The sequence below is a fragment of the Roseateles sp. P1_C1_2 genome (assembly GCF_056406535.1).
On sequence record NZ_JBFUAB010000004.1, the window covers coordinates 238,927 to 259,461 of the forward strand.

22 protein-coding genes are annotated in these 20,535 nt (G+C 69.4%); 7 read left to right on the plus strand and 15 right to left on the minus strand.

The window, feature by feature from the left end; genetic code table 11:
• The first annotated feature begins 66 nt into the window (after nt 1-66).
• From AC1D2H_RS05710 to AC1D2H_RS05720, 3 genes are all read left to right on the plus strand, one after another.
• On the plus strand, nt 67-465 hold the full coding sequence (locus AC1D2H_RS05710; RefSeq protein ID WP_477927997.1) for a BlaI/MecI/CopY family transcriptional regulator: 399 nt from the start codon (nt 67-69) through the stop codon (nt 463-465).
• Complete coding sequence (locus tag AC1D2H_RS05715; RefSeq protein ID WP_478010221.1) at nt 462-2,732, plus strand: M56 family metallopeptidase; 2,271 nt, start codon at nt 462-464, stop codon at nt 2,730-2,732. The genes AC1D2H_RS05710 and AC1D2H_RS05715 overlap by 4 nt, the downstream gene beginning before the upstream one ends.
• A gap of 73 nt (nt 2,733-2,805) precedes the next feature.
• Complete coding sequence (locus AC1D2H_RS05720) at nt 2,806-3,225, plus strand: nuclear transport factor 2 family protein (RefSeq protein ID WP_477928001.1); 420 nt, start codon at nt 2,806-2,808, stop codon at nt 3,223-3,225.
• Here AC1D2H_RS05720 and AC1D2H_RS05725 read toward each other — a convergent pair.
• The 6 genes from AC1D2H_RS05725 to bioD form a co-directional block, all read right to left on the minus strand.
• Nucleotides 3,222-4,349: an HD-GYP domain-containing protein gene (locus AC1D2H_RS05725; RefSeq protein ID WP_477928003.1), complete on the minus strand. Its 1,128-nt coding sequence runs from the start codon at nt 4,347-4,349 to the stop codon at nt 3,222-3,224. The genes AC1D2H_RS05720 and AC1D2H_RS05725 overlap by 4 nt on opposite strands.
• A 212-nt stretch (nt 4,350-4,561) precedes the next feature.
• Complete coding sequence (locus tag AC1D2H_RS05730; protein ID WP_478010222.1) at nt 4,562-5,470, minus strand: hydroxymethylglutaryl-CoA lyase; 909 nt, start codon at nt 5,468-5,470, stop codon at nt 4,562-4,564.
• A 5-nt stretch (nt 5,471-5,475) separates the two neighbouring features.
• Nucleotides 5,476-7,458 (minus strand): acetyl/propionyl/methylcrotonyl-CoA carboxylase subunit alpha, encoded by a 1,983-nt coding sequence (locus AC1D2H_RS05735; RefSeq protein ID WP_478010223.1) that lies wholly within the window; start codon nt 7,456-7,458, stop codon nt 5,476-5,478.
• A gap of 85 nt (nt 7,459-7,543) precedes the next feature.
• On the minus strand, nt 7,544-7,750 hold the full coding sequence (locus tag AC1D2H_RS05740; RefSeq protein ID WP_478010224.1) for a hypothetical protein: 207 nt from the start codon (nt 7,748-7,750) through the stop codon (nt 7,544-7,546).
• Between the two features lies 1 nt (nt 7,751).
• Entirely contained in the window at nt 7,752-8,792 is a 1,041-nt protein-coding gene (gene bioB, locus AC1D2H_RS05745) for a biotin synthase BioB (RefSeq protein ID WP_477928011.1), read from the minus strand.
• Complete coding sequence (bioD, locus tag AC1D2H_RS05750; RefSeq protein WP_478010225.1) at nt 8,789-9,466, minus strand: dethiobiotin synthase; 678 nt, start codon at nt 9,464-9,466, stop codon at nt 8,789-8,791. The genes bioB and bioD overlap by 4 nt, the downstream gene beginning before the upstream one ends.
• A 110-nt stretch (nt 9,467-9,576) precedes the next feature.
• Between bioD and AC1D2H_RS05755 the strand changes: the two genes are divergently transcribed.
• Entirely contained in the window at nt 9,577-10,152 is a 576-nt protein-coding gene (locus AC1D2H_RS05755; protein ID WP_478010226.1) for a hypothetical protein, read from the plus strand.
• Here the strand turns inward: AC1D2H_RS05755 and bioF are convergent.
• From bioF to AC1D2H_RS05795, 8 genes are read right to left on the minus strand one after another with little or no spacing between them, the layout of a single operon-like run.
• Nucleotides 10,107-11,369: an 8-amino-7-oxononanoate synthase gene (gene bioF, locus AC1D2H_RS05760; protein ID WP_478010227.1), complete on the minus strand. Its 1,263-nt coding sequence runs from the start codon at nt 11,367-11,369 to the stop codon at nt 10,107-10,109. The genes AC1D2H_RS05755 and bioF overlap by 46 nt on opposite strands.
• Complete coding sequence (gene bioA / locus AC1D2H_RS05765) at nt 11,356-12,645, minus strand: adenosylmethionine--8-amino-7-oxononanoate transaminase (protein ID WP_478010228.1); 1,290 nt, start codon at nt 12,643-12,645, stop codon at nt 11,356-11,358. The genes bioF and bioA overlap by 14 nt, the downstream gene beginning before the upstream one ends.
• Complete coding sequence (locus AC1D2H_RS05770) at nt 12,642-13,253, minus strand: DUF4126 domain-containing protein (protein ID WP_478010229.1); 612 nt, start codon at nt 13,251-13,253, stop codon at nt 12,642-12,644. Before AC1D2H_RS05770 ends, bioA begins: the two co-directional genes overlap by 4 nt.
• Nucleotides 13,250-13,807 (minus strand): hypothetical protein, encoded by a 558-nt coding sequence (locus AC1D2H_RS05775; protein ID WP_478010230.1) that lies wholly within the window; start codon nt 13,805-13,807, stop codon nt 13,250-13,252. Before AC1D2H_RS05775 ends, AC1D2H_RS05770 begins: the two co-directional genes overlap by 4 nt.
• Before the next feature lie 9 nt (nt 13,808-13,816).
• The gene (locus AC1D2H_RS05780) at nt 13,817-14,602 is read right to left on the minus strand and encodes an enoyl-CoA hydratase/isomerase family protein (RefSeq protein ID WP_478010231.1); all 786 of its coding nucleotides are present in this window, start codon (nt 14,600-14,602) and stop codon (nt 13,817-13,819) included.
• Nucleotides 14,599-15,150 (minus strand): GNAT family N-acetyltransferase, encoded by a 552-nt coding sequence (locus AC1D2H_RS05785; protein ID WP_477928025.1) that lies wholly within the window; start codon nt 15,148-15,150, stop codon nt 14,599-14,601. Before AC1D2H_RS05785 ends, AC1D2H_RS05780 begins: the two co-directional genes overlap by 4 nt.
• A 3-nt stretch (nt 15,151-15,153) precedes the next feature.
• Nucleotides 15,154-15,636, minus strand: coding sequence for a hypothetical protein (locus tag AC1D2H_RS05790; protein WP_478010232.1), 483 nt, complete (start codon nt 15,634-15,636; stop codon nt 15,154-15,156).
• Nucleotides 15,637-15,641: 5 nt separating this feature from the next.
• Nucleotides 15,642-17,249: a carboxyl transferase domain-containing protein gene (locus tag AC1D2H_RS05795; protein ID WP_478010233.1), complete on the minus strand. Its 1,608-nt coding sequence runs from the start codon at nt 17,247-17,249 to the stop codon at nt 15,642-15,644.
• 161 nt (nt 17,250-17,410) lie between these two features.
• Here AC1D2H_RS05795 and AC1D2H_RS05800 point away from each other — a divergent pair, with 161 nt between their 5' ends.
• Nucleotides 17,411-18,106: a TetR/AcrR family transcriptional regulator gene (locus AC1D2H_RS05800; protein WP_477928031.1), complete on the plus strand. Its 696-nt coding sequence runs from the start codon at nt 17,411-17,413 to the stop codon at nt 18,104-18,106.
• On the opposite strand, the gene AC1D2H_RS05805 is transcribed toward AC1D2H_RS05800, so the two are convergent.
• Nucleotides 18,103-18,384, minus strand: coding sequence for a hypothetical protein (locus tag AC1D2H_RS05805; protein WP_477928033.1), 282 nt, complete (start codon nt 18,382-18,384; stop codon nt 18,103-18,105). The genes AC1D2H_RS05800 and AC1D2H_RS05805 overlap by 4 nt on opposite strands.
• Nucleotides 18,385-18,488: 104 nt before the next feature.
• On the opposite strand from AC1D2H_RS05805, the gene AC1D2H_RS05810 reads away from it, so the two are divergent.
• Together AC1D2H_RS05810 and AC1D2H_RS05815 are read left to right on the plus strand one after the other, a co-directional pair.
• On the plus strand, nt 18,489-20,105 hold the full coding sequence (locus AC1D2H_RS05810; protein ID WP_478010234.1) for a FecR domain-containing protein: 1,617 nt from the start codon (nt 18,489-18,491) through the stop codon (nt 20,103-20,105).
• Between the two features lie 10 nt (nt 20,106-20,115).
• Nucleotides 20,116-20,535 (plus strand): CHASE2 domain-containing protein (locus tag AC1D2H_RS05815; RefSeq protein WP_478010235.1); only part of this gene is annotated, 420 nt, incomplete at its 3' end.

Here is a 20,535-nt window from a genome sequence, read left to right on the forward strand (position 1 = left end):
AAAGGCACTTGCCAGCCGACGATTGAATCTTCTACATTTGTAGTACGACAACTGTAGAAGAATGTCATGGACGAGGAAATCGGCGCGGGCGAGGTCTCGCTGAGTGATCTGCAACTGAGCCTCATGCGCGTGCTCTGGGCACGCGGCGAGGCCAGCACGGCGGAGGTGGCCGAGGCTCTGCGTGGCGAGCGCGACCTGGCGCACACGACGGTGGCGACCTTGCTGACCCGGCTCGAGAAGCGCGGCCTGCTGAGCAGCCGCCGTGAGGGCCGGGCGCTGCTCTACCAGGCGCTGGTGACCCAGGCTGATGTGCAGCGCTCCATGGTCGGCAGCCTGGTCGACAGCCTGTTCGCCGGCCGTGCCAGCGCCCTCGTCAGCCATCTGCTGGACGCCCGCGGCGTCGATGCCAAGGAGCTGGCCGAACTGCAGGCACTGCTGAAACAACGCAAGGGAGATGCGCGATGACCGATGTGCTGCTGACCTGGCTGTGCAGCTATCTGCTGCACAGCAGCCTGTTGATCGGCGCCTTGTGGGCCGCCGAGCGCGCGCATCTGTTGGCCCGCCTGGCCACGTCCACGCAGGAGACGCTGTGGCGCCTGGCCCTGCTGGGTGGCCTGGTCAGCGCCAGCCTGCCGCTGCTGCCTGCGCTGCCGCAAGCCGCGCCGGCCGATGTCGCGCCACCCACTTTCGTTGCGCATGAGCCCGCGCGTGATCGCGTGCAGACGCCGGCCGATGTCCAGTCGGTCGTCGTCGAAGCGCCGCCGGCCGTGCGACCCAGCGCCCAGCTCGGCGCCTTGCCGATCGCGACCCCGCTGGCGCCCAAGGCCCATGACGTCGCCGTCGGCTTCGTGGCGCTGTGGCTGGCCGGCGCCGTGCTGATGCTGCTGGGCCTGGCCCTGCAATGGGCCTGGCTGCGCCGCGCCGTGCGGCGCCTGCCCGCATTGGCCGATGTGCGCTGGCGTGCGCTGGCGGGCCGCCTCGCGGCCGACCTCGGTCTGCCCCTGCCGGCACTGCGCCATGCGCGCCCGGGCTGGGCCAGCCCCTTGCTGGCGCCAGGGCGCGTGCTCTGCCTGCCCGCTTGGTGTCTGGACCTGCCCGACGACGAAGCCCGCGCGGTGCTTGGCCACGAACTGGCCCATCTGCGTCGCCGCGACCCGGCCTGGCGCCTGCTGGCCGCCGTCATGAAGGCCCTGCTGTGGCCGCAGGCGCTGAACCGCGTCGCACTGCAGCGCCTGGATCTGCTGGCCGAGCTGGCCTGCGACGCCGCCGCCGCGGCGCCCTCGGGCCAGCGCCTGGCGCTGGCGCAAAGCCTGCTGCGCTGCGCCGAGGCGCTGAAGGCCCAGGGCGGCCGGCACGGCCCGGCCCTGGCCTGTGGCGCCGCCAGTGCGGGCTCGCCATTGTTCGCCCGTGTGCGCCGCCTGCTGAAGGGCGATGACGAGACGCCTCGTGAGCGCCGCGGCCTGCGTTGGGGCCTGGTGGCCGTGATCCTGGCCGCCCTCGTCGCGATGCCGGCCGTCGTCGTCAGCCACACCGACGGGCGCAGTCTGCTGGACCGCTTCGACCTTGGCGGTCTGGGCGACAGCATGGCCTTCTCGGTACGCGGCACGCGCATCTACAGCCGCTATCCGGGCGGCAGCTTTGCGGTGACCTTGGATGGCAAGGCGGCCTTCAACGACGCCGAGGACGAGGTGCAGACGCTGACCGGCACGCTGACCGTCAAGGAACGCGAGGGTGGGCTGACGCGCGAGATGGTGCTCAAGTCCATGGGCGAGGGCCGCATCGAGCGTGAGTACCGCGTCGGCGGCCACAGCCTGCCCATGGACGAGGCCGGCCGCCAGTGGTGGGCCAAGGCCGTGCAGCGCATGGCCGAGAGCCTGACCGATCCCCAGGTGAGGGCCCGCAAGCTGTTCGCCAAGGGCGGCATCGACGCCGTGATCGCCGACGTCGAGCGCGCCCAGGAGGACTTCCAGCGCCGTCGCCGCATCGAGGCCGCGCTCGGGCTCGGCGCGCCGATGCCCGCGGCGACCCTGGACCGTCTCATCGCCGCATCCGCGGGCCTGCAGGGCGCCTTCGAGCGTCGCGAGGCCCTCAGCGCCATCGCCCGCCAGCCGCTGGCCGAGCCGCAGCAACTGAGCTGGCTGGCCGCCGCGGCCGGCATCGACGGCGACTTCGAGCGCCGCGAGGCGCTGGGCGCGCTGGCCCCCAGGCTGCTCGACAGCCCTGCCGTGCTGGCCGCCTGGACCGCGGCGCTGGACCGTATCGGTGGCGACTTCGAATTGCGCTCGGCCATCGACAAGCAGGTGTCCGTCACGCCCCAGCCCGCCGTACTCGCCGCTGCCGTGCAGGCCGCGACGCGCATCCAGGGCGACTTCGAGAAGCGCGAGGCCCTGGGCGCCGTCGCACAACGCATGCAGGGCGATGAGACCGAACTGGTCGATGCCTATGCCCGCGCCGCCGGCGGCATCTCAGGTGGCTTCGAACGGCGCGAGGCCCTGAACCGCCTGCTGGACCGGCCCAAGCTGGGCCCCGCGGGCGTGGAGCGCGTTCTCACCAGCGCCGAGAGCATGGAGGGCGGCTTCGAGCGCCTGCAGGTGCTGCTGCGCGTGGCGGAGAAGCTCGGCCAGGCCAAACCGGTCGACGCCAGCCTTGTCGAGCGCCTGCGCCGCGCCGGCCGCGGCTTGGGTGATCATGAGCGGGGGCAGATCGAGAATGCCTTGGACAAGCTCGGCTAGCCGGAAGTCACTTCCGCGCAGCCCTGCTTGCTGCGATGCTGCGCGCCGTTCGCCATCCCGGACGGAGCCCATCTTGCAAAGACGCATCTTCATGAGCAGCGCGGCCCTGGCCGCGGCTGCCACGGCGGCGAGTGCCGCCGAACCTGAGGCCGCCGCCATCGAGGCCTGCGCGCGCGACTACATCGAGGGCTGGTATGCCGGCGACGCGGCACGCATGGAGCGCTCACTGCATCCCGAGCTGGCCAAGCGCATCGTCAAGCGCCTGCCCGACGGCCGCGGCGAGCTGCAGAACATGGGCGCGATGACGCTGGTGCAGTACACGCGCAGCCACAAGCCCGAAACCGGCAAGCGCGCCGACGTGAAGATCCTCGACGTCTTCGGCCGCACCGCCAGCGTGCGCGTCGACGCCGAGGCCTGGATCGACTACATGCACATGGCCCAGGTCGAGGGCCGCTGGCGCATCGTCAATGTCTTGTGGGAGCTGAGGGCTTAGTCAGGCACGGCCTGGATCAACTTCTCCAGGCCGACACGTACTTTCAACCCCGCTAGCGGCACCACGGCCGCGATGCCGAACTCCGGCTTGGCCGTGTCGCGTTTGGCCGGTTCGATGCGCAGATTGCCCTGGCGGTCCGTCAGCACGGCCACGAGAGGCGTGCTGGCGCTTTCGCCGCGCTTCATCACCATGCCCACTTCGCCGGACTTCAAGCGCACCGTGCAGCCCGGCGGGTAGAGGCCGAACTCCTTGATGAGGGCGGCGGTCAGCGGATCGCCCTTGGCGCATTGGTATTGCAGCCGCGCCGCGGCATCGGCCAGCAGGGGCGGGCGCTTCAGGCGCGGGCTGAGCTTGGCGGTGAAGCAGTCGGCGCTGTGCACCAGCTGCGCCACCGCGTTGACCTGGGCCGGACGATGCGGGTAGCCCGTGCCGTCGTGCTCTTCATGGTGCTGGCGCACCGCCTCCAGCCAGTCGGTGTCCGTCACGCCGGCCATCTCCAGCATGGCCGCGCTGCGCTCGGGGTGGGACTCGATCTCGGCGCGCTGCAGCGGCGTGACCGGCGACACCTGGGTCACCAGCTTGTTCTGCAGCTCCGCCATGGCGATGTTCATCGTCAGCGCGGTGCGCAGCACGCATTGCTTCTGCGCTGTCGACCAGCCCAGCCGGCTCGCCGCCAGGCAGGCGGCGGTGGCCGTGTGCACGGCATGCCGGCTGGCATAGGCGGTCGGGCCGCCTTCGACGGCCTCGGCCCGCACCGCCTGCAGGATGGCCAGATCGGGGTCGCGCTCGATGAGAGCCATCAAGGGACGGGAGGCCTGGTCCAGTGACTGCGTGAAGTCGCTCGTCGGGCTGGCGCGCAGCAGCCGCCCGACCTCGCCCATGCTTTCGTCCCAATACGCCGGCAGCTGGTCGCGCCGCGCGTTGGCGATGCGGCGCGCCGTGTCGTCGAATTCGCGCACGTCCACCGTCGCTTCGCGTTCGATCAGCTTCTCGAGCTGATCGACGCTCTCGAATTGATGGCCGCGTGCCAGCAGCAGGCGCCCGCTGCCGTCGAAGATGCCGAACGGCGTGGGCTTGCCCGCATGAAAGCGGGTCTTGTGCAGACTCAGAGGCTGAAAGTTCATGGCCTACCGTGAGTGGCCCGCATCGTCTCCAATGCGCCCCGGCCAACCCAACGTCCTTGTATTTATGACGGGGGCGATTACAGCCGGGGTCGGTCGCCGGTGGGTAAGTTTTCCGTAAGGCGGACCGTGACAACCGACACGGGAGCGCCGGTGTAAACGAACGTCACGGGCCGCCAGGCCCGTTGCCATCGGGGTGAAAGCCTGTTTCAGTTTTACCCGGCGCGCTTGGCGAGCACCGCCCGCGCCACGCGCGACACCGGCGGGCGGCCCAGCACGTTCGAGATGAAGGCGCCGGCATCGACGAGCCGGTCGAGGTCGATGCCGGTTTCAATGCCGAGGCCGTTCAGCATGAAGACGACGTCCTCCGTCGCGACATTGCCCGTCGCCCCCTTGGCATAGGGGCAGCCGCCCAGGCCGGCCACGCTGGCGTGGAAGCTGTACAGGCCCAGCTCCATGCTGGCGTAGATATTGGTCAGCGCCTGGCCATAGGTGTCGTGGAAATGGCCCGACACCTCGGCCAGCGGGAAGTGCTTCAACGCCCTCTCCATCGCCGCCTGCACCTTGCGCGGCGTGCCGACGCCGATGGTGTCGGCGATGTCGATGGCGTCCACGCCCAGCTCGCGCAGCGGCTTCACGACGGCCTCGACCTGGTCGGCGGTGATCTCGCCCTCATAAGGGCAGCCGAGCGCGCAGGACAGCGCAGCGCGCACCTTGATGCCGGCTGCATGCGCGCCTTCAATCACTGGCGCGAAGCGCTCCAGGCTCTCGGCGATGGAGCAATTGATGTTCTTCTGCGTGAAGGCCTCGCTGGCCGCCGTGAAGACGAGGATCTCGTCGGGCTGGGTGGCCAGCGCCGGCTCCAGGCCCTTGAGGTTGGGCACCAGCACCGAATAGCGCACCCCGGCGCGGCGGGCTATGGCCGCCATCACGGCCGTGTTGTCTCCCATCTGCGGCACCCATTTCGGGCTGACGAAGCTGGTGACCTCGATCTCCTTGAGCCCGGCGTCCTGCAGCATCGAGACCAGCTTGGCCTTGTGCTCGGTGGAGACGTTCTCCTTCTCGTTCTGCAGCCCGTCGCGCGGGCCGACGTCGAGGATCTTGACGTGCGAGGGCAGGGCCATGGTCTTCAAGCCTCCAGCTTCAGCAGCTCGGCGCCGTCGCCGACCTGGTCGCCGACGGCGAACAGCAGCTCGGCCACCTTGCCGTCGCGCGGCGAGGAGATGGTGTGCTCCATCTTCATCGCCTCCATGACGGCCAGGGGCTGGCCCTTGGTGACGGTGTCGCCGGCCTTGGCGAGGAAGGCCACCAGCTTGCCGGGCATGGGGGCGGTCAGTCGGCCGCCTTCGCTGGGCGAGTCGCCGGCGTGGGCGATGACGTCCACTTCGGTCAGCACGGCTGAGCCATTCGCTGAGAACACGGCGACGCGCTCACCCTGGGCATAGGTCTTCACAGCGACACGCTCCGTGCCGAGGAAGAGTTCATGCGTCTCGGCGTCGGCCGACTGCACGGCGAACTCGATGGCTTCGCCCTCCACCGTCAGCGTCATGCCGCCGCGGTGATGGCGCGACAGCAGCACCTCGTGATGGCTGCCGCCGGCTTCGAGGTCGAAGCGGCGCGTGGCCGAGCCGAACATGCGCCAGCCGTCGCGAGCGCTCCAGGGGTCGCGGCCCTGGGTCGCGCCTTCGATCGCCAGCGTGTGGGCGACGACGGCAGCCGCGCTGACGCGCAGCGCCAGGCCGGGCTGGTCGAACAGCACCGCCTTCTCGCGTTCGATCAGGCCGGTATCGAGGTCAGCGTTCGAGAAAGAGGTCGTCGCTGCGCAGCGGCGCAGGAAGGCGACATTGGTCTGCAGGCCGACGATATGGGTGTCGCGCAGCGCCAGGTCCAGCCGGGCCAGCGCCTGGGCGCGGTCCTCGCCCCAGACGATGAGCTTGGCGATCATCGAGTCGTAGTAGGGGCTGATGGCATCGCCCTCGCGCACGCCGGCGTCGATGCGGACATTGCCGCGCTGGAAGGCCACGTGGGCCGGCCAGCGGGCCACGTCCAACGAGCCGGTGGCGGGCAGGAAGCCGCCGTCGGGGTTCTCGGCGCAGATGCGGGCCTCGATGGCGTGGCCGTGCATGCGCAGCTCCGATTGCTTGAGCGGCAGCGGCTCGCCCGAGGCCACGCGCAATTGCCACTCCACCAGGTCCTGGCCCGTGATGGCCTCGGTGACCGGGTGTTCGACCTGCAGCCGCGTGTTCATTTCCATGAAATAGAAGCGGCCATCCTGCTCGGCGATGAACTCGACCGTGCCGGCGCCGACATAGCCGACCGCCTTGGCGGCCGCGACGGCGGCCTCGCCCATCTGGGCGCGACGCTCGGGCGTCATGCCTGGCGCCGGGGCTTCCTCCAGCACCTTCTGGTGGCGGCGCTGCACCGAGCAGTCGCGCTCGAACAGGTAGACGCAGTCGCCCTGCGAATCGCCGAAGACCTGGATCTCGATGTGGCGGGGCTTCTGCACATAGCGCTCGATCAGCACCGCGTCGTCGCCGAAGCTGTTGATGGCCTCGCGCTTGCAGGAGGCGAGGGACGCGTCGAATTCGTCCGCGTTGTAGACGGCACGCATGCCCTTGCCGCCGCCGCCGGCGCTGGCCTTGATCAGCACCGGGTAGCCGATGCGGTCGGCTTCACGCTTGAGCAGGGCGGGGTCCTGGTCGGCGCCGTGATAGCCCGGCACCAGCGGCACATTCGCCGCTTCCATCAGGCGCTTGGATTCGGCCTTCAGGCCCATCGCGAGGATGGCGCTCGGCGGCGGACCGATGAAGACCAGGCCAGCGTCGGCGCAGGCTTGCGCGAACGCTTCGTTCTCGCTCAAGAAGCCATAGCCGGGGTGGACGGCCTGCGCGCCGGTGGCCTTGGCGGCCTCGAGGATGCGCTGCCACTGCAGATAGGAGTCGCGCGGCGCCGGACCGCCGATGTGAACGGCTTCGTCGCAGGCCTGCACGTGCTGGGCTTGCGCGTCCGCGTCGGAGTAAACGGCGACCGTTTGAATGCCAAGGCGGCGCGCAGTCGCGGCGACTCGACAGGCGATTTCGCCCCGGTTGGCGATGAGGATCTTCTTGAACATTTCTTCTTGTCTCCGGTCTCGTGAACCTTCTACACGGTGTTCAGGCGGTGCCAGGGTCGCTGGCGGTGATGAGGCGGGCAGGGTTTCAGCCGGGCTGGCCTTGCTGCATGCGCTTGCGCCGCGCCTCGTAGTCGTCATAGGCCGGCGCGTTGCGCTTTTCGCAGGCGCGGCGGTCCTGGGCGTTGCTGCCGTTGCTGGCGCACTGGGCCTGCGCGATGTCCTGCACCTGGTCGTAGACGAAGGCGCAGCCGGACAGGGCCAGCGTGGCGATGAGCAGCAGAACGGTCTTCATATCAGTGCGTGCAGACCTGCACCTTGGCGGCCGCGTCTGACGGCGTCAGCTCGGCCTCGGTCGAGCAGCGCATGCCCAGGCGCGCCAGCAGCTCGCGGTCCTTCTCGGCCTGCGGGTTGCTCGTCGTCAGCAGCTTGTCGCCATAGAACATCGAGTTGGCGCCGGCGAGGAAACAGAGCGCCTGCATCGTCTCCGGCATCTCCTCGCGGCCGGCCGACAGGCGCACCATGGCGCGCGGCATGGTGATGCGGGCGACGGCGATGGTGCGGATGAATTCCAGCGGGTCCAGCGGTGCGGTGCCGGCCAGCGGCGTGCCTTCGACCTGCACGAGGTTGTTGATGGGCACGCTCTCGGGGTAGGGGTCGAGGTTGGCGAGCTGGGCGATCAGGCCGGCGCGCTGGCGGCGCGTCTCGCCCATGCCGACGATGCCGCCCGAGCAGACCTTGAGCCCTTGCTGGCGCACCCGCTCCAGCGTGTCCAGACGGTCCTGGTAGGTCCGCGTCGTGATGATCTGGCCGTAGAACTCGGGCGCCGTGTCGAGGTTGTGGTTGTAGTAGTCGAGGCCGGCAGTTTTCAGCTGTTCGGCCTGGCCGTCTTCCAGCATGCCGGCCGTCAGGCAGGTCTCCAGGCCCAGGGCCTTGACCTCGGCAATCATCTCGCCGATGGCCTCCAGGTGGCGCGGCTTCGGCGAGCGCCAGGCAGCGCCCATGCAGAAGCGGGTCGCGCCGTTCTGCTTGGCGGCGCGGGCGGCTTCCATGACCTCCTGAAGCGGGATCAGCTTCTCGGCCTTGAGCCCGGTGTCGAAATGGGCCGACTGCGGGCAGTAGGCGCAGTCTTCCTCGCAGCCGCCGGTCTTGATGGACAGCAGCGTGGACAACTGCACCGCGTTGGCATCGAAGTGCTCGCGGTGCACCTGCTGGGCGCGGAACAGCAGGTCGTTGAAGGGCAGCTCGAACAGCGCGGCGATCTCGGCCACGGTCCAGGGCTTGGCCTGGCGGCGGTCAGCGTCGGTGGTCGGGGTGAGGGTCTGGATCTGGTTCATGCGGAGATCAGTGCAGAGATGTCGAGACTGGCAGGGGCTGCCAGCGGGTCGGAAAGTCGGGGCAGATGGCCAAGGCAGGGCGCCTTCAGGCCGGTTTGCAGGGCCGCCAGATTGTCGGCGACATGGGGTTGCTGCGGGTCTACCGTGTTGGCGACCCAGGCGGCCAGCGTCAGGCCACGGGCGCGGATGGCTTCAGCCGTCAGCAGCGCATGGTTGATGCAACCCAGGCGCAGGCCGACGACGAGGATGACGGGCAGGCCCAGGTCGACGGCGAGGTCGGCGGTGTCCCAGCTGTCGGTCAGCGGCACGCGGAAGCCGCCGACGCCTTCGACGAGGGCGATGTCGGCCTTGGCCGCGGTGGCGCGGATGGCGGCCAACAGCGCGTCGCGGTCGATAGAGCGGCCTTCGAGCTTGGCGGCGATATGGGGGGCGCAAGGCTCGCGGAATTGCAGCGGACCGACTTCGGTGTCGCTCAGGCCCAGGTTCTGCGCCGCGAGCAGCGTGGCGACGTCATCGTTGACCCAGCGACCGTCGACGAGTTCCTGGCCAGCCGCCAGCGACTTGATGGGCGCGACGCGCAGGCCACGCGCCGACAGCGCACGGGTCAGCGCGGCGGTGACGAAGGTCTTGCCGATCTCGGTGTCGGTGCCGGTGATGAAGTAGGCGCGGCTCATGTCAGCGGGATGGGGAACTTATTGGGCCCTGGCGGCCACACAAGCGCAGGTGGCCGTGGCGGTTGTGCCGTCGGCCGAACCAGCGGCTGCAATCAGCAACAGGAGTCAGCATGGGCATTTTCGACAAGGGCGCGACGCTCGTTTCCGTCTGGCAGAAGATCAAGGTGGACGCCGAGAAGGCCCGTGGTGGCAAGAAGCCGGGCGGCAAGATGGGCTTCGAGCCCCTCATCAAAAGCCTTGAAGCCGCGATGAAGAACAAGACACCCGAACTGGGCAAGATCAAGGCCGGCATCGCGGCGCTGCGCATCGACCTCAACAAGTACAAGGCCACGCTGGATCCGGTCGCCGAGAAGGGCTTCATCGCCGGCATCACGGCCTTCGTGAAACTCGTCACCGACCTGGAACAGGGTGCCGAGGGCGCGATCAAGCTGGGCGCCGGTGACCCGGCGATGGTGGCCAAGCTGACCGATTTCGCGCGCATCAACGCGATCATGAAGGGCTTCACCGACGAACTCGACGTCGCCCTGAAGGAATTGGCCAAGCTGACCAAGGGCGACATCAAGGTCGGCAAGGACGACCTCAAGCCCATCCAGGCTGCGTACATGAAGGCCAAGCGGGCCATGGATGGCGCGATCAAGACTCAACCCGCATACGAGAAGGCTTTCGCCAAGCTCTCGTCCATGTGAGCGTCCTGCCGTGCGTCGCCAGTGAGGGCGGCGCGCTCCAGGGCTTGCAGCAGCGCGTCCACGTCGGCGGCGCTGTGCGTCGCGCACAGCGTGATGCGCAGGCGCGCCGTGCCCGCCGCGACCGTGGGCGGGCGGATGCCGGGCACGCGCAGGCCGGCGGCCTCCAGCTCCGCAGCCAGCGCCATGACCTCGGCATTGCCGCCGACGATGAGGGGCTGGATGGGCGTTGCCGCGTCAGTGAGTGACCAGCCCAGGCGCGGATGGCGGGCTATCAGCGCGATCAGGCCGGCGCGCAGCCGGGCTTGCAGCGCGACGAGGTTGGCGCGGCGCGTGGCGCCGAGCGGGCCTTCGATCAGCTCGAAGCTGGTCAGCAGCGCGTGCTCGATGGCCGGCGGCGAGGCGGTCGAGAAGATGAAGTTGCGCGCGGCCTGCAGCAGGTAGTCGACGATGGTGGCGTGGGCCGCCACAAAGGCGCCCGCGAGGCCGGCGGCCTTGCCCAGCGTGCCGACCAGGATGAGGCGCTCGCTGTGCAGGCCAAAGTGCTCGAGCGAGCCGCGGCCCTTGTCGCCCAGCACGCCGAAGCCGTGGGCGTCGTCGACGATGAGCCAGGCGTCGAATTCGTTCGCGAGAGCGAGCAGCTCGGGCAGCGGCGCCAGGTCGCCGTCCATGCTGAAGACGGCGTCGGTGACGATGAGCCTCACCTGGGCTGTGCTGGCCGCCAGCAAGGCGCGCAGGCCGGCCACGTCGGCATGGCCATAGCGCGTCACCTTGGCCTTGGCCAGGCGGGCCGCGTCGATCAGCGAGGCGTGGTTGAGCTGCTCCGAGAAGATCTCGGTGTGCTCATCGCCCAGGGCGGTGACGACGGCGAGATTCGCCATATAGCCGGTGCAGAAACCGATGGCGCGGGCCTGCGGGATGTGCGGCGCGTACCAACGCGCCAGCGTCTCGCTGACGGCCTCGTGTGCGGCGCTGTGGCCGCTGACGAGGGGCGAGGCGCCGGAGCCGCCGCCCCACAGGCGGGCGCCTTCAGAGATGGCGTCGGCAATCGCAGGCTCCGCAGCCAGGCCCAGGTAGTCGTTGGAGCAGAACATCAGCAGCTCGCGGCCGTTGATGCTTTGGCGGGGAGCGGTGCCGTTGTCGGCGGTACGCAGTTTGCGCGTCAGGCTCTGCGCCGAGATGGCGGCGAGCTTGGCGCTCAGATGATCAAGCAAGGACATCGTTCAAGGTCGCCGTCACGGCCTGGGCCAGGAAGGCCGCGGTCGCGTCGTCGATCAAATAAGGGGGCATCAGGTAGACGGTGCTGCCGATCGGTCGGATCAGCAGTTCGTGTGCGCGCGCCGCGAGGTGGAAGCGCTCGGCGAAGCGCGGTGGCGCCTCTTGCACATCGAAGGCCAGGATCATGCCGCGTTGGCGCAGATGCTTCACACGTGGGGTGGATTGAGCCAGAGGCGCGAAGGCGCGGGTCAGGCGTTCGGCCTGGGCGCGGTTGGCGTCGAGCTGGCCGGCGTCGAAGCGGTCCAGCACCGCATTGGCCGCCGCGCAGGCCAGCGGGTTGCCGGTGTAGGAGTGCGAATGCAGGAAGCCGCGCGTGACGTCCTCGCTCCAGAAGGCGGCGAACACGTCGTCCGTCGTCAGCACGAGGGACAGCGGCATGGTCCCGGCGGTGATGCCCTTGGACAGCAGCATGAAGTCAGGCCAATCGGCGCCGGTTTGTTCCCACGCGAAGAAAGTGCCCGTGCGGCCACAACCGACGGCGATCTCGTCGGCGATCAGGTGCACGCCGAACTCGCGCGTCAGCTCGCGCAGGCCCTTCAGATAGGCCGGCGAGTACATGACCATGCCGGCCGCGCCCTGGATCAGCGGCTCGACGATGACGCAGGCTATTGAGGCGTGCCGTTCGGCCAGCAGCGCGCGCATCGCGGCCAGCGCCTCGGCCTCGTTGCCCAGGCGCGCGTCGGGTGACGCGACGATGTGGGCGCGCATCAGCAGCGCGTCGTAGGCGTCGCGGAAGACCTGCACGTCGGTCACGCTCAAGGCGCCCAGCGTCTCGCCGTGATAGCTGTTCTTCAGGCAGACGAACTCGCGCTTGGTTGTCAGGCCGCGGTTCTTCCACGAATGGAAGCTCTGCTTCAGCGCGATCTCGACGGCGCTGGCGCCATCGCTGCCGAAGAACACATGCCCGAGCGCGCCGCCGGTGCGGGCCGACAGCCGCTCGGCCAGCCGCACGGCGGGCTCGTGCGTGCAGCCGGCCAGCATCACATGGGGCAGGGTGTCGAGCTGGGCCTTGATGGCGTCGTGCAGGGCCTTGTCGCTGTGGCCGAAGAGGTTGACCCACCAGGACGAGTTGGCGTCGAAATAGCGCCGGCCGTCGGTATCGAACAGCCAGGGGCCGTCGCCACGCGCGATGGGCAGCGGCGGCACGTCGACGAGACGCGCCATCTGCGTGCAGGGGTGCCAGACGGCGGCGCGGCTGCGCTCTTGGAGGGAAGTCATGCGGGAGAGGGGCGCCGCACGCGGCGGAACAGCGCGCGCACGAACTTGAAGCAGAACCAGGTCAGCACGCCCATGACGGCGAGGGACGTCACGAGCAGCGGGAAAAAGATCAGGGGGTGTGCCCAGGCCAGCCACAGCATGGTCGGCACGGCCACGTCGCCGGCCAGCGACAGGCCGATGTTGGAGAAGGGTTCGGGCGAAGTGTTGGCGGCAGCGCGCGTGCTGGCCTTGGCCGTGTGCGCCGCGGCGGCAAGACCACCGCCGGCCAGCGCGGCAACGATGCCCCAGGCCTGGCCATGGTCACCGGCCCAGCCGCTGACCAGGCCGGCCACGAGGGCCGCGCCCGCGGGAATGCGGATCAGCGTGTGCAGCGCATCCCAGGCGCTGTCGACCAGCGGGACCTTGTCGGCCAGGAACTCCACCATCGTCATGACGGCCGCGCCGCCCATCACCAGCGGTGAGGCCAACACCTGCAGGCCCAGCGGCAAGGCGATCCAGCCCCAATGCCCTGCGATACCGACCAGCAGCACCGTCAGATAAAGGCGCAAGCCGCTGGCCCAGCCGAGGGCGGCGGCAAGGGCAAGCAGTTGGATGGCGTCTAGCTTCATGCGGTCAGGCCGAGCCTGCTGCGCGATCTCGCGATGGCGTCAGCGTTGAAAGCACCGGACAGGGCAGCGCGCAGGGCGTCCTTGCTTTGTGACCGAAGCGGAGATTCCGGTGAGTCCAGAAGCTGCTGCACTGGGCGCATCGACGCAAACCATGGTTCGGCCTGCAGGCGGATGACCTCGGCCATGAGTGCCGCGCAAGCGGCGATGGATTCGGCATCCTGGCCGTATTCGAATCGGGCCGCATAACGCAAAGCGGAGGCGTCTACGAGGCCGTCTATCTGCGGGCCATTCAGGTGCATGCCGTCTTCTTTTGTGTCGTTCAATACGCGAATTCCGAGGTGCATGCGAAACATCGGCCCGAAGGTGTACTTGTGGATATGGACAAACTCCACAACCAGGTCGCCGGGGCGCGTAAAGAAGGACGGCTTGGTTCGCGTGAAGGCGAGCGGCGCCAGGCCTTTGGCTAGCAGACGAAGCACCTTCTGCGCGTCCAGGCTTTCGCGCCTTTTTTCAAGGCTTCCCGGCACTGCCGGCGCTGACGAAACTGCGTTCATCAAGGGGTCTCAGCCTGCCAGCCAACTCGGCTTGGCCTTGTTGAGGAAGCTCTGCACCCCTTCGCGCCCTTCGGCGCTGGCGCGGATGTCGGCGATGCGGCGCGCGGTCATGTCGCGCAGCTCGGGTGTGATCTCGCGGCTGGCCACGTCCTTGACGAGTTGCTTGCAGGCGCGCGCGGCGGCGGGGCCGTTGGCGGTGATGGCGGTTACGAGCTCATCGACCTTGCTGTCCAGCGCATCGGCCGCGACGACCTCGTGCACGAGGCCCAGCGTCTTGGCCTCGGCGGCAGCAAAGCGCTCGGCCGTCACGAAATAGCGCCGCGACGCCTGCTCGCCCAGGGCCTTGACGACATAGGGGCCGATGGTGGCCGGCAGCAGGCCCAGCTTGGCCTCGCTGAGGCAGAAGCCCGTCGTGTCCACCGCGACGACGATGTCGGCGCAGGCCACCAGGCCGACGCCACCGGCATAGACGTCGCCCTGCACGCGCGCAATCACCGGCACCGGGCAGGAATAGATCACCCAAAGCATCTCGGCCAGCTTGGTGGCGTCGGCATGGTTCTCGTCCCAGGAGTAGCCGGCCATGGCCTTCATCCAGTTCAGGTCGGCACCGGCGCAGAAGGCCTTGCCCTCGGCGGCCAGCACGATGGCGCGCAGGTCGTCGCGCCGGCCCAGTTCGGTGAAGGCCTCGGTCAGCTCCTTGATCAACACCTCGTTGAAGGCGTTACGGACTTCGGGGCGGTTCAGCGTGACGCGGGCGACATGGCCCGCGGTCGTGACGGTCAGGCAGCTGCTCATGGGGAGGTCGGCTCGGGTTGGGCCGCGGCCAGCGGCTTGCACATCAGCACGGAACGGTAGGTCTTGCCCTGCCACTGCACGGCGCCGACCTCGGCATAGCCGCGGCGGGCATAGCGGGCGCGCAGGGCGAGGGCGGGCTCGGCCGTATCCAGCGCGATCTGTTGGTGGCCCTCCGCCTGGGCCCAGGCTTCAGCTGCCGCAATGAGTTGCTCGGCCAGGCCTTGGCCACGGCAATCGGGGTGGACCGCCAGCTGCGACAAGATGGCGGTGCCGGGCCGGGTGTACAGCGGCGGGGGCGGGTCGGCGATATAGGCCTCATCGGCAGGCTTGGGGCCGCGCACGGCAACGGTGCCCACGAGCCGGCCGCCCAGCTCGGCGACAAAGCCCTGGGCGCCGGCCAGACGGTCGCGCGTGACTTCCACGCTCTGATCCACCGCGGTGAAGTTCCAGCCCTGGGCGGCCAGGCTGGCGTAGGACGCATGCAGCAGATGGGTCAGCGTCTGCAGGCAGTCGGCGGCGGACAGGGGGCGGATGCTGATGTCAGGCATGGCTCATGGGGTTGCTGTCTGGGCGGTGCCAAGGTGCACGAGATTGGCTTTCAGCAGCACATGCGACTTGATGGTGCCGGCGCGGCACTCGACGTGGTTCGGATCGTCCAAGCTGCGGCCCTGGTAGTTGGAGACGATGCCGACGATGCCGTTGGCGCCGGCCTTGCGGGCGGCGAGCGCGAGCTTGTTGAGCGCATCGAGCAGCGCGCGATCGCAGACCTCGGCGTCGGTCGGCTTGCGGTAGCCGATGTCCTGGGTCGAGCCAATGCCGTGCACTTCGACGCCCGCGGTGAGGGCTGTGCCCTCACCCGCTGTCGAGGCACCGAAGGCGACATGCAGATCGCCCATCAGGGCGCGCCCATCCGCGTTCAGCACCGGCGCGATGGGATGGATGATGGCGTCGTTGCGGGCCATGGCGGGCTGGCCGAGCCCCAGCGCAGCGGCTGCCAGCACAGGGGCCAGGCGAGACCAGGAAGGCAGATGCATCGCCATCACATCCGGAACACGCCGAACCTGGTCTCGGGAATCGGTGCGTTCAGCGACGCCGACAGCCCCAGCGCCAGCACGCGGCGCGTGTCGGCCGGGTCGATGACGCCGTCGTCCCACAGGCGTGCCGACGCGTAGTAAGGATGGCCCTGGTCCTCGTACTGCTGGCGCAGCGGTGCCTTGAAGGCTTCCTCCTCGTCGGCGCTCCACGCGCCGCCCTTGGCCTCGATGGCATCGCGGCGGATGGTCGACAGCACGCTGGCGGCCTGCTCGCCGCCCATCACCGAGATGCGCGCGTTCGGCCACATCCACAGGAAGCGCGGGCTGTAGGCGCGGCCGCACATGCCGTAGTTGCCGGCGCCGAAGCTGCCGCCAATGATGACGGTGAACTTGGGCACCTGGGCGCAGGCCACGGCCGTCACCATCTTGGCGCCGGCGCGGGCGATGCCGTCGTTCTCGTATTTGCGGCCGACCATGAAGCCGGTGATGTTCTGCAGGAAGACCAGCGGGATCTTGCGCTGGCAGCACAGCTCGATGAAGTGGGCGCCCTTGTTGGCGCTCTCGGCGAACAGGATGCCGTTGTTGGCGACGATGCCGACCGGCATGCCCTCGATGTGGGCGAAGCCGCAGACCAGCGTGGCGCCGTAGCGGGCCTTGAACTCGTCGAATTCCGAAGCGTCGACGATGCGGGCAATGATCTCGCGGATGTCGAAGGGCTTGCGCGTGTCGGTGGGGATCACGCCATGCAGTTCGGCCGGGTCGTGGGCCGGTGCCTTGGGTTCCTGCATCGCCAGCGGATTCGCCTTCGACCAGTTCAGCCGCGCGACCGACTGGCGTGCGATGGCCAGCGCATGGGTGTCGTTGTTGGCGAGGTGGTCGGCCACGCCCGACAGGCGGGTGTGCACATCACCGCCGCCCAGGTCCTCGGCCGTGACGACCTCGCCGGTGGCGGCCTTCACCAGCGGCGGGCCGCCCAGGAAGATGGTGCCCTGGTTCTTGACGATGATGGTCTCGTCGCTCATCGCCGGCACATAGGCGCCGCCGGCCGTGCACGAGCCCATCACGACGGCGATCTGCGGGATGCCTTCGGCGCTCAGATTGGCCTGGTTGAAGAAGATGCGGCCGAAGTGGTCGCGGTCGGGGAAGACCTCGTCCTGGTTGGGCAGGTTGGCGCCGCCGCTGTCCACCAGGTAGATGCAGGGCAGGCGGTTCTGCTGGGCGATCTCCTGGGCGCGCAGATGCTTCTTGACGGTGATGGGGTAGTAGGTACCGCCCTTCACGGTCGCGTCGTTGCAGACGATGACGCAGTCGACGCCCGATACGCGGCCGATGCCGGCGATGACGCCGCCGCCCGGCGCGGCGTTGTCATACAGGTTCAGGCCGGCCAGCGGCGCCAGCTCCAGGAAGGGCGTGCCCGGATCCAGCAGCATCTCGACGCGGTCGCGCGGCAGCAGCTTGCCGCGCGCGGTGTGCTTGGCGCGTGCGGCGTCGCCACCGCCCAGCGCGATCTGCGCCAGCTTGGCGTTCAGGTCGTCGAGGTGGCCGCGCATGGCCTCGGCATTGGCCTTGAAGTCGGCCGAGCGGGGGTTGAGCTGGGTGTTCAAAACCGGCATGGTGTCTCCCGGCGAGCGCTGCCGAATCCAGGATTAAGCAAGGCTCAACTTAGTGTGAGCGGCCTTGTGAGCCGCGTAAGGTCCGCCAGAATAATCCAGGGTGAACACGGATGCAATGCCGACTTGAGTATTACTCAAGAATTGCGCAGAATGCGGCCTCGATGACGACCGCCGCCACCGCAGTGCCTCAGCGCAGATCCCCCGCCGGCCCCAAGGCCGAGCAGCGCGTGCGCGACATCCTGCGCGTCGGCCGCGAGGTGTTTGCCGAGCGCGGCTACGAGCGCGCCACGACGACCGAGATCGCCCAGCGCCTGGCCATCTCGGAAGCCACCGTCTTCACCTATTTCCGCGGCAAGCGCGAGCTCTGCATGCGCGTCATCCAGGACTGGTATGACGAGATCATCGACGCTATTCGAGCCGGCCTGCCGCGTGAGGCTTCGGTGCGCGAGCAGCTCGAGTTCGTCGTGCTGACGCATCTGCGCCTCTTCCTGATCCAGGGCACGGGGCTGTGTGCGCTGGTGCTGTCGGAGGGGCGCACCAAGGGCCAGGATCTGGGCGAAGGCTTTGTCGAGCTGCAGCGCCGCTACACCGCGCCGCTGATGGACCTGCTGTCCCGTGGCCAGGAGGCCGGCGAGGTCAGGCGCGACATCCCGCTGCGCCTGCTGCGCTCCCTCGTCTTCGGGCCGATGGAGCACATGCTGTGGGAGGTGGTCATCACCGGCCGCCAGATCGATGTGGAGATGAGCGCCCGCGACCTCGTCGCCCTGCTGTGGCCGGCCCTGCAGGCGCCGGACCAGGAACTGCAGAAGCTGCGTCGGCTGCGTGGCCAGCTGCAAGAGGCGCTGGGCCAGGTCTAACGGGTCCAGGCCTGCACAAGCACTGTCTCGCAGACCTTGAACAGCAGCCAGGCCGCCATCGCCGCCAGGGTCGAGCCCAGCAGCTCCAGCAACTGCCGCAGGCCGCCGTCCTGCAGCCCTTGCCAGCCGTACTCCGACAGCAGGGCCGCGTTGGCGCTCACCAGCCGCACCAGGTCCAGCGTCAGCAGCCCGAAGGCGATGAAGCTCAGCACCATGATGCTGAAGCAGGCGATCCGGTGGCGGCGCAGCCAGCCGACGAAGCCCGAAATCGTGAGCATTGCGCGTACTCCTCCTGTGTTCGGCATTCTCAGTCATCGCTAGGATCCAAGCTCCTGCGAGGGAAGGGGAGGCGCCGATGAGTGCAATGAGAATCTGGCTCGCCATGAGTCTGCTGCTTGCCTGTGCCTGGGCGAGGGCGCAGACCGACGCGGTCGATGCGGACTGGCGCTACCGCATCCAGCCGGGTGACACGCTGATCACGCTGACCGATGCCTGGCTGGCGCCGCCCAAGACCTGGCGCGACCTGCAAAAGCTCAACCGCGTGCCCGACCCGCTGCGCCTCATGCCCGGCTCGACGCTGCGCATGCCCGTGGCCTGGCTGAAGCGCGAGGCCAGCGTCGCCGAGGCCGTGTTCGCGCGCGGCCAGGTCACGCGCCAGCGCGGCAGCGCCAGCGAGGCACTGCTGGCGGGCGCCACGCTGCAGAGCGGTGACCGGATCAGGACCGGTTCCCAGTCCAGTGCCAGCCTGCGCTTCGCCGACGGCTCGCGGCTGCTGATCCCGCCGGAAAGCGACATCACGCTGGAACAGCTGCTGGTGCTCGGCCGCGGCGCCATCCCCGCCGTGCGCATCGGCGTGCAGCAGGGCGGCGCGGACAGCCGCGTCGCGCCCAACGCCCAGCGCGTGCCCCTTTACGAAGTGCGCACACCCCACGTGAACCTGGGCGTGCGCGGCACCGAGTTCCGCGTGCAGACGGCCGCTGGCGCCAGCCGCATGCAGGTGCTGTCCGGCGCCGTGCATGCCGATGGCCTCGGCCCCGACGTGGCCAGCGGCCAGGGCCTGTTGGCCGAAGGCTCGGCACGCTCGGTCGCGCCGCTGCTGCCGGCGCCCGATCTGGGCGGCCTGACCCCCGTGGCGGAAAGGCTGCCCCTGCATCTGGCCTGGGTCGGCGGCCCGGCCGGCGCCGCCACCTGGCGCGCCCAGCTCTTTGTGCAGGGCGACTTCGATCGCCTGCTGCTGGATGGCAAGTTCGGCGAACCGGCGGCGACCTGGCCCGAGGCCCGCGAACTGGCCGACGGCGACTACACGCTGCGCGTGCGTGCCATCGACGCGCGCGGCCAGGAGGGCGCCGCGGCTGACGTGAACATCCGCCTGCAGGCGCGGCCCGAGCCGCCCTTCATCCAGGCGCCGCCGCCCAACGCCGTGGTCTACAGCGGCAGCGGCAGCAGCAACGGCACTGTCATCGTGGTCTGGGCGCGCAACACCGCGGCGCCTCGCGTGCGACTGCAGGTGGCGCGTGACGCCGCGTTCCGCGACGTCGTGCTCGACACGCCGCCGCTGGACGACAACGGCAATCAGCTCGACCTGCCCTACGGCGAATACCACTGGCGCATCGCGGCGGTGGAGGCAGGGGGGCGAGTCGGGCCCTTCAGCGACGCGCAGCGCTTCTTCCTCGTGCCGCCGCCGCCCGCGCCGCCGCCGGCCGAGCCCGAGGTCAGTGGCGACGAGCTCAAGCTGCGCTGGCGCGCCGACGCCGGCGTCGCGCGCTATGAGCTGGAGTGGAGCAAGACCGAGGCCTTCGACGGGGCCGACGTGCAGCGCTTCGCGACCGACAAGGCCGAGGTCACGCTGCCCAAGCCCTCGCCGGGCAAATACTTCCTGCGCGCCCGGGCCTTCAACGCCACCGGCGCGGCCAGCCCCTGGGGCCAGACGCAGATGATCGAGCAGCCCTATCCGCGCTGGCTCTGGTTGCTGCCGCTGCTGCTGGTGCCGTTGCTGTGAAACCGCTGCCTTGAAACGCTGGCCCTGGCTCGCCCTGCCCGCAGCCCTGCTGCTCTGGGCATTGCTGAGCCTGACCGGCGCCCAGCCGCGCATCGACCGCGCCATCGGCGACCTGCTGGTGCGCGCCGCGGCGCCGCCTGCGGCTGCACCCACCAGCGTCGTGGTCGACATCGACGACGCGTCCTTGCGCGCGCTGCGCGAGCCGCTGGGCGAGTGGCCGTACTCGCGCGAGGTTCATGCGCTGATGCTGGACTACCTCGGCCAGGCCGGCGCCCGCCTCGTCGTCATCGACATCGTCTTCTCCGGCCCGCGCGAGGGCGATGCGCGGCTGGCGTCGGCGCTGGCCTCCGGCCCGCCGACGGTGCTGGCCGCGGCGGGGCTGCGCCAGCGCGCCGCCGTCGAGCTGGTGCCGGCCAGCGCCGCCGAGCAG

What these genes read in the sequence shown, in the direction of transcription:
- AC1D2H_RS05795 (WP_478010233.1), bottom strand. Translation starts at nt 17,249, where the DNA reads ATGCCGGTTTTGAACACCCAGCTCAACCCCCGCTCGGCCGACTTCAAG.
- AC1D2H_RS05740 (WP_478010224.1), bottom strand. Translation starts at nt 7,750, where the DNA reads ATGAAGACCGTTCTGCTGCTCATCGCCACGCTGGCCCTGTCCGGCTGC.
- AC1D2H_RS05725 (WP_477928003.1), bottom strand. Translation starts at nt 4,349, where the DNA reads ATGAACTTTCAGCCTCTGAGTCTGCACAAGACCCGCTTTCATGCGGGC.
- AC1D2H_RS05775 (WP_478010230.1), bottom strand. Translation starts at nt 13,807, where the DNA reads ATGAACGCAGTTTCGTCAGCGCCGGCAGTGCCGGGAAGCCTTGAAAAA.
- AC1D2H_RS05805 (WP_477928033.1), bottom strand. Translation starts at nt 18,384, where the DNA reads ATGCTCACGATTTCGGGCTTCGTCGGCTGGCTGCGCCGCCACCGGATC.
- AC1D2H_RS05735 (WP_478010223.1), bottom strand. Translation starts at nt 7,458, where the DNA reads ATGTTCAAGAAGATCCTCATCGCCAACCGGGGCGAAATCGCCTGTCGA.
- AC1D2H_RS05780 (WP_478010231.1), bottom strand. Translation starts at nt 14,602, where the DNA reads ATGAGCAGCTGCCTGACCGTCACGACCGCGGGCCATGTCGCCCGCGTC.
- AC1D2H_RS05710 (WP_477927997.1), top strand. Translation starts at nt 67, where the DNA reads ATGGACGAGGAAATCGGCGCGGGCGAGGTCTCGCTGAGTGATCTGCAA.
- AC1D2H_RS05785 (WP_477928025.1), bottom strand. Translation starts at nt 15,150, where the DNA reads ATGCCTGACATCAGCATCCGCCCCCTGTCCGCCGCCGACTGCCTGCAG.
- bioD (WP_478010225.1), bottom strand. Translation starts at nt 9,466, where the DNA reads ATGAGCCGCGCCTACTTCATCACCGGCACCGACACCGAGATCGGCAAG.
- bioF (WP_478010227.1), bottom strand. Translation starts at nt 11,369, where the DNA reads ATGTCCTTGCTTGATCATCTGAGCGCCAAGCTCGCCGCCATCTCGGCG.
- AC1D2H_RS05730 (WP_478010222.1), bottom strand. Translation starts at nt 5,470, where the DNA reads ATGGCCCTGCCCTCGCACGTCAAGATCCTCGACGTCGGCCCGCGCGAC.
- bioB (WP_477928011.1), bottom strand. Translation starts at nt 8,792, where the DNA reads ATGAACCAGATCCAGACCCTCACCCCGACCACCGACGCTGACCGCCGC.
- bioA (WP_478010228.1), bottom strand. Translation starts at nt 12,645, where the DNA reads ATGACTTCCCTCCAAGAGCGCAGCCGCGCCGCCGTCTGGCACCCCTGC.
- AC1D2H_RS05770 (WP_478010229.1), bottom strand. Translation starts at nt 13,253, where the DNA reads ATGAAGCTAGACGCCATCCAACTGCTTGCCCTTGCCGCCGCCCTCGGC.
- AC1D2H_RS05790 (WP_478010232.1), bottom strand. Translation starts at nt 15,636, where the DNA reads ATGCATCTGCCTTCCTGGTCTCGCCTGGCCCCTGTGCTGGCAGCCGCT.
- AC1D2H_RS05810 (WP_478010234.1), top strand. Translation starts at nt 18,489, where the DNA reads ATGAGTCTGCTGCTTGCCTGTGCCTGGGCGAGGGCGCAGACCGACGCG.
- AC1D2H_RS05800 (WP_477928031.1), top strand. Translation starts at nt 17,411, where the DNA reads ATGACGACCGCCGCCACCGCAGTGCCTCAGCGCAGATCCCCCGCCGGC.
- AC1D2H_RS05715 (WP_478010221.1), top strand. Translation starts at nt 462, where the DNA reads ATGACCGATGTGCTGCTGACCTGGCTGTGCAGCTATCTGCTGCACAGC.
- AC1D2H_RS05755 (WP_478010226.1), top strand. Translation starts at nt 9,577, where the DNA reads ATGGGCATTTTCGACAAGGGCGCGACGCTCGTTTCCGTCTGGCAGAAG.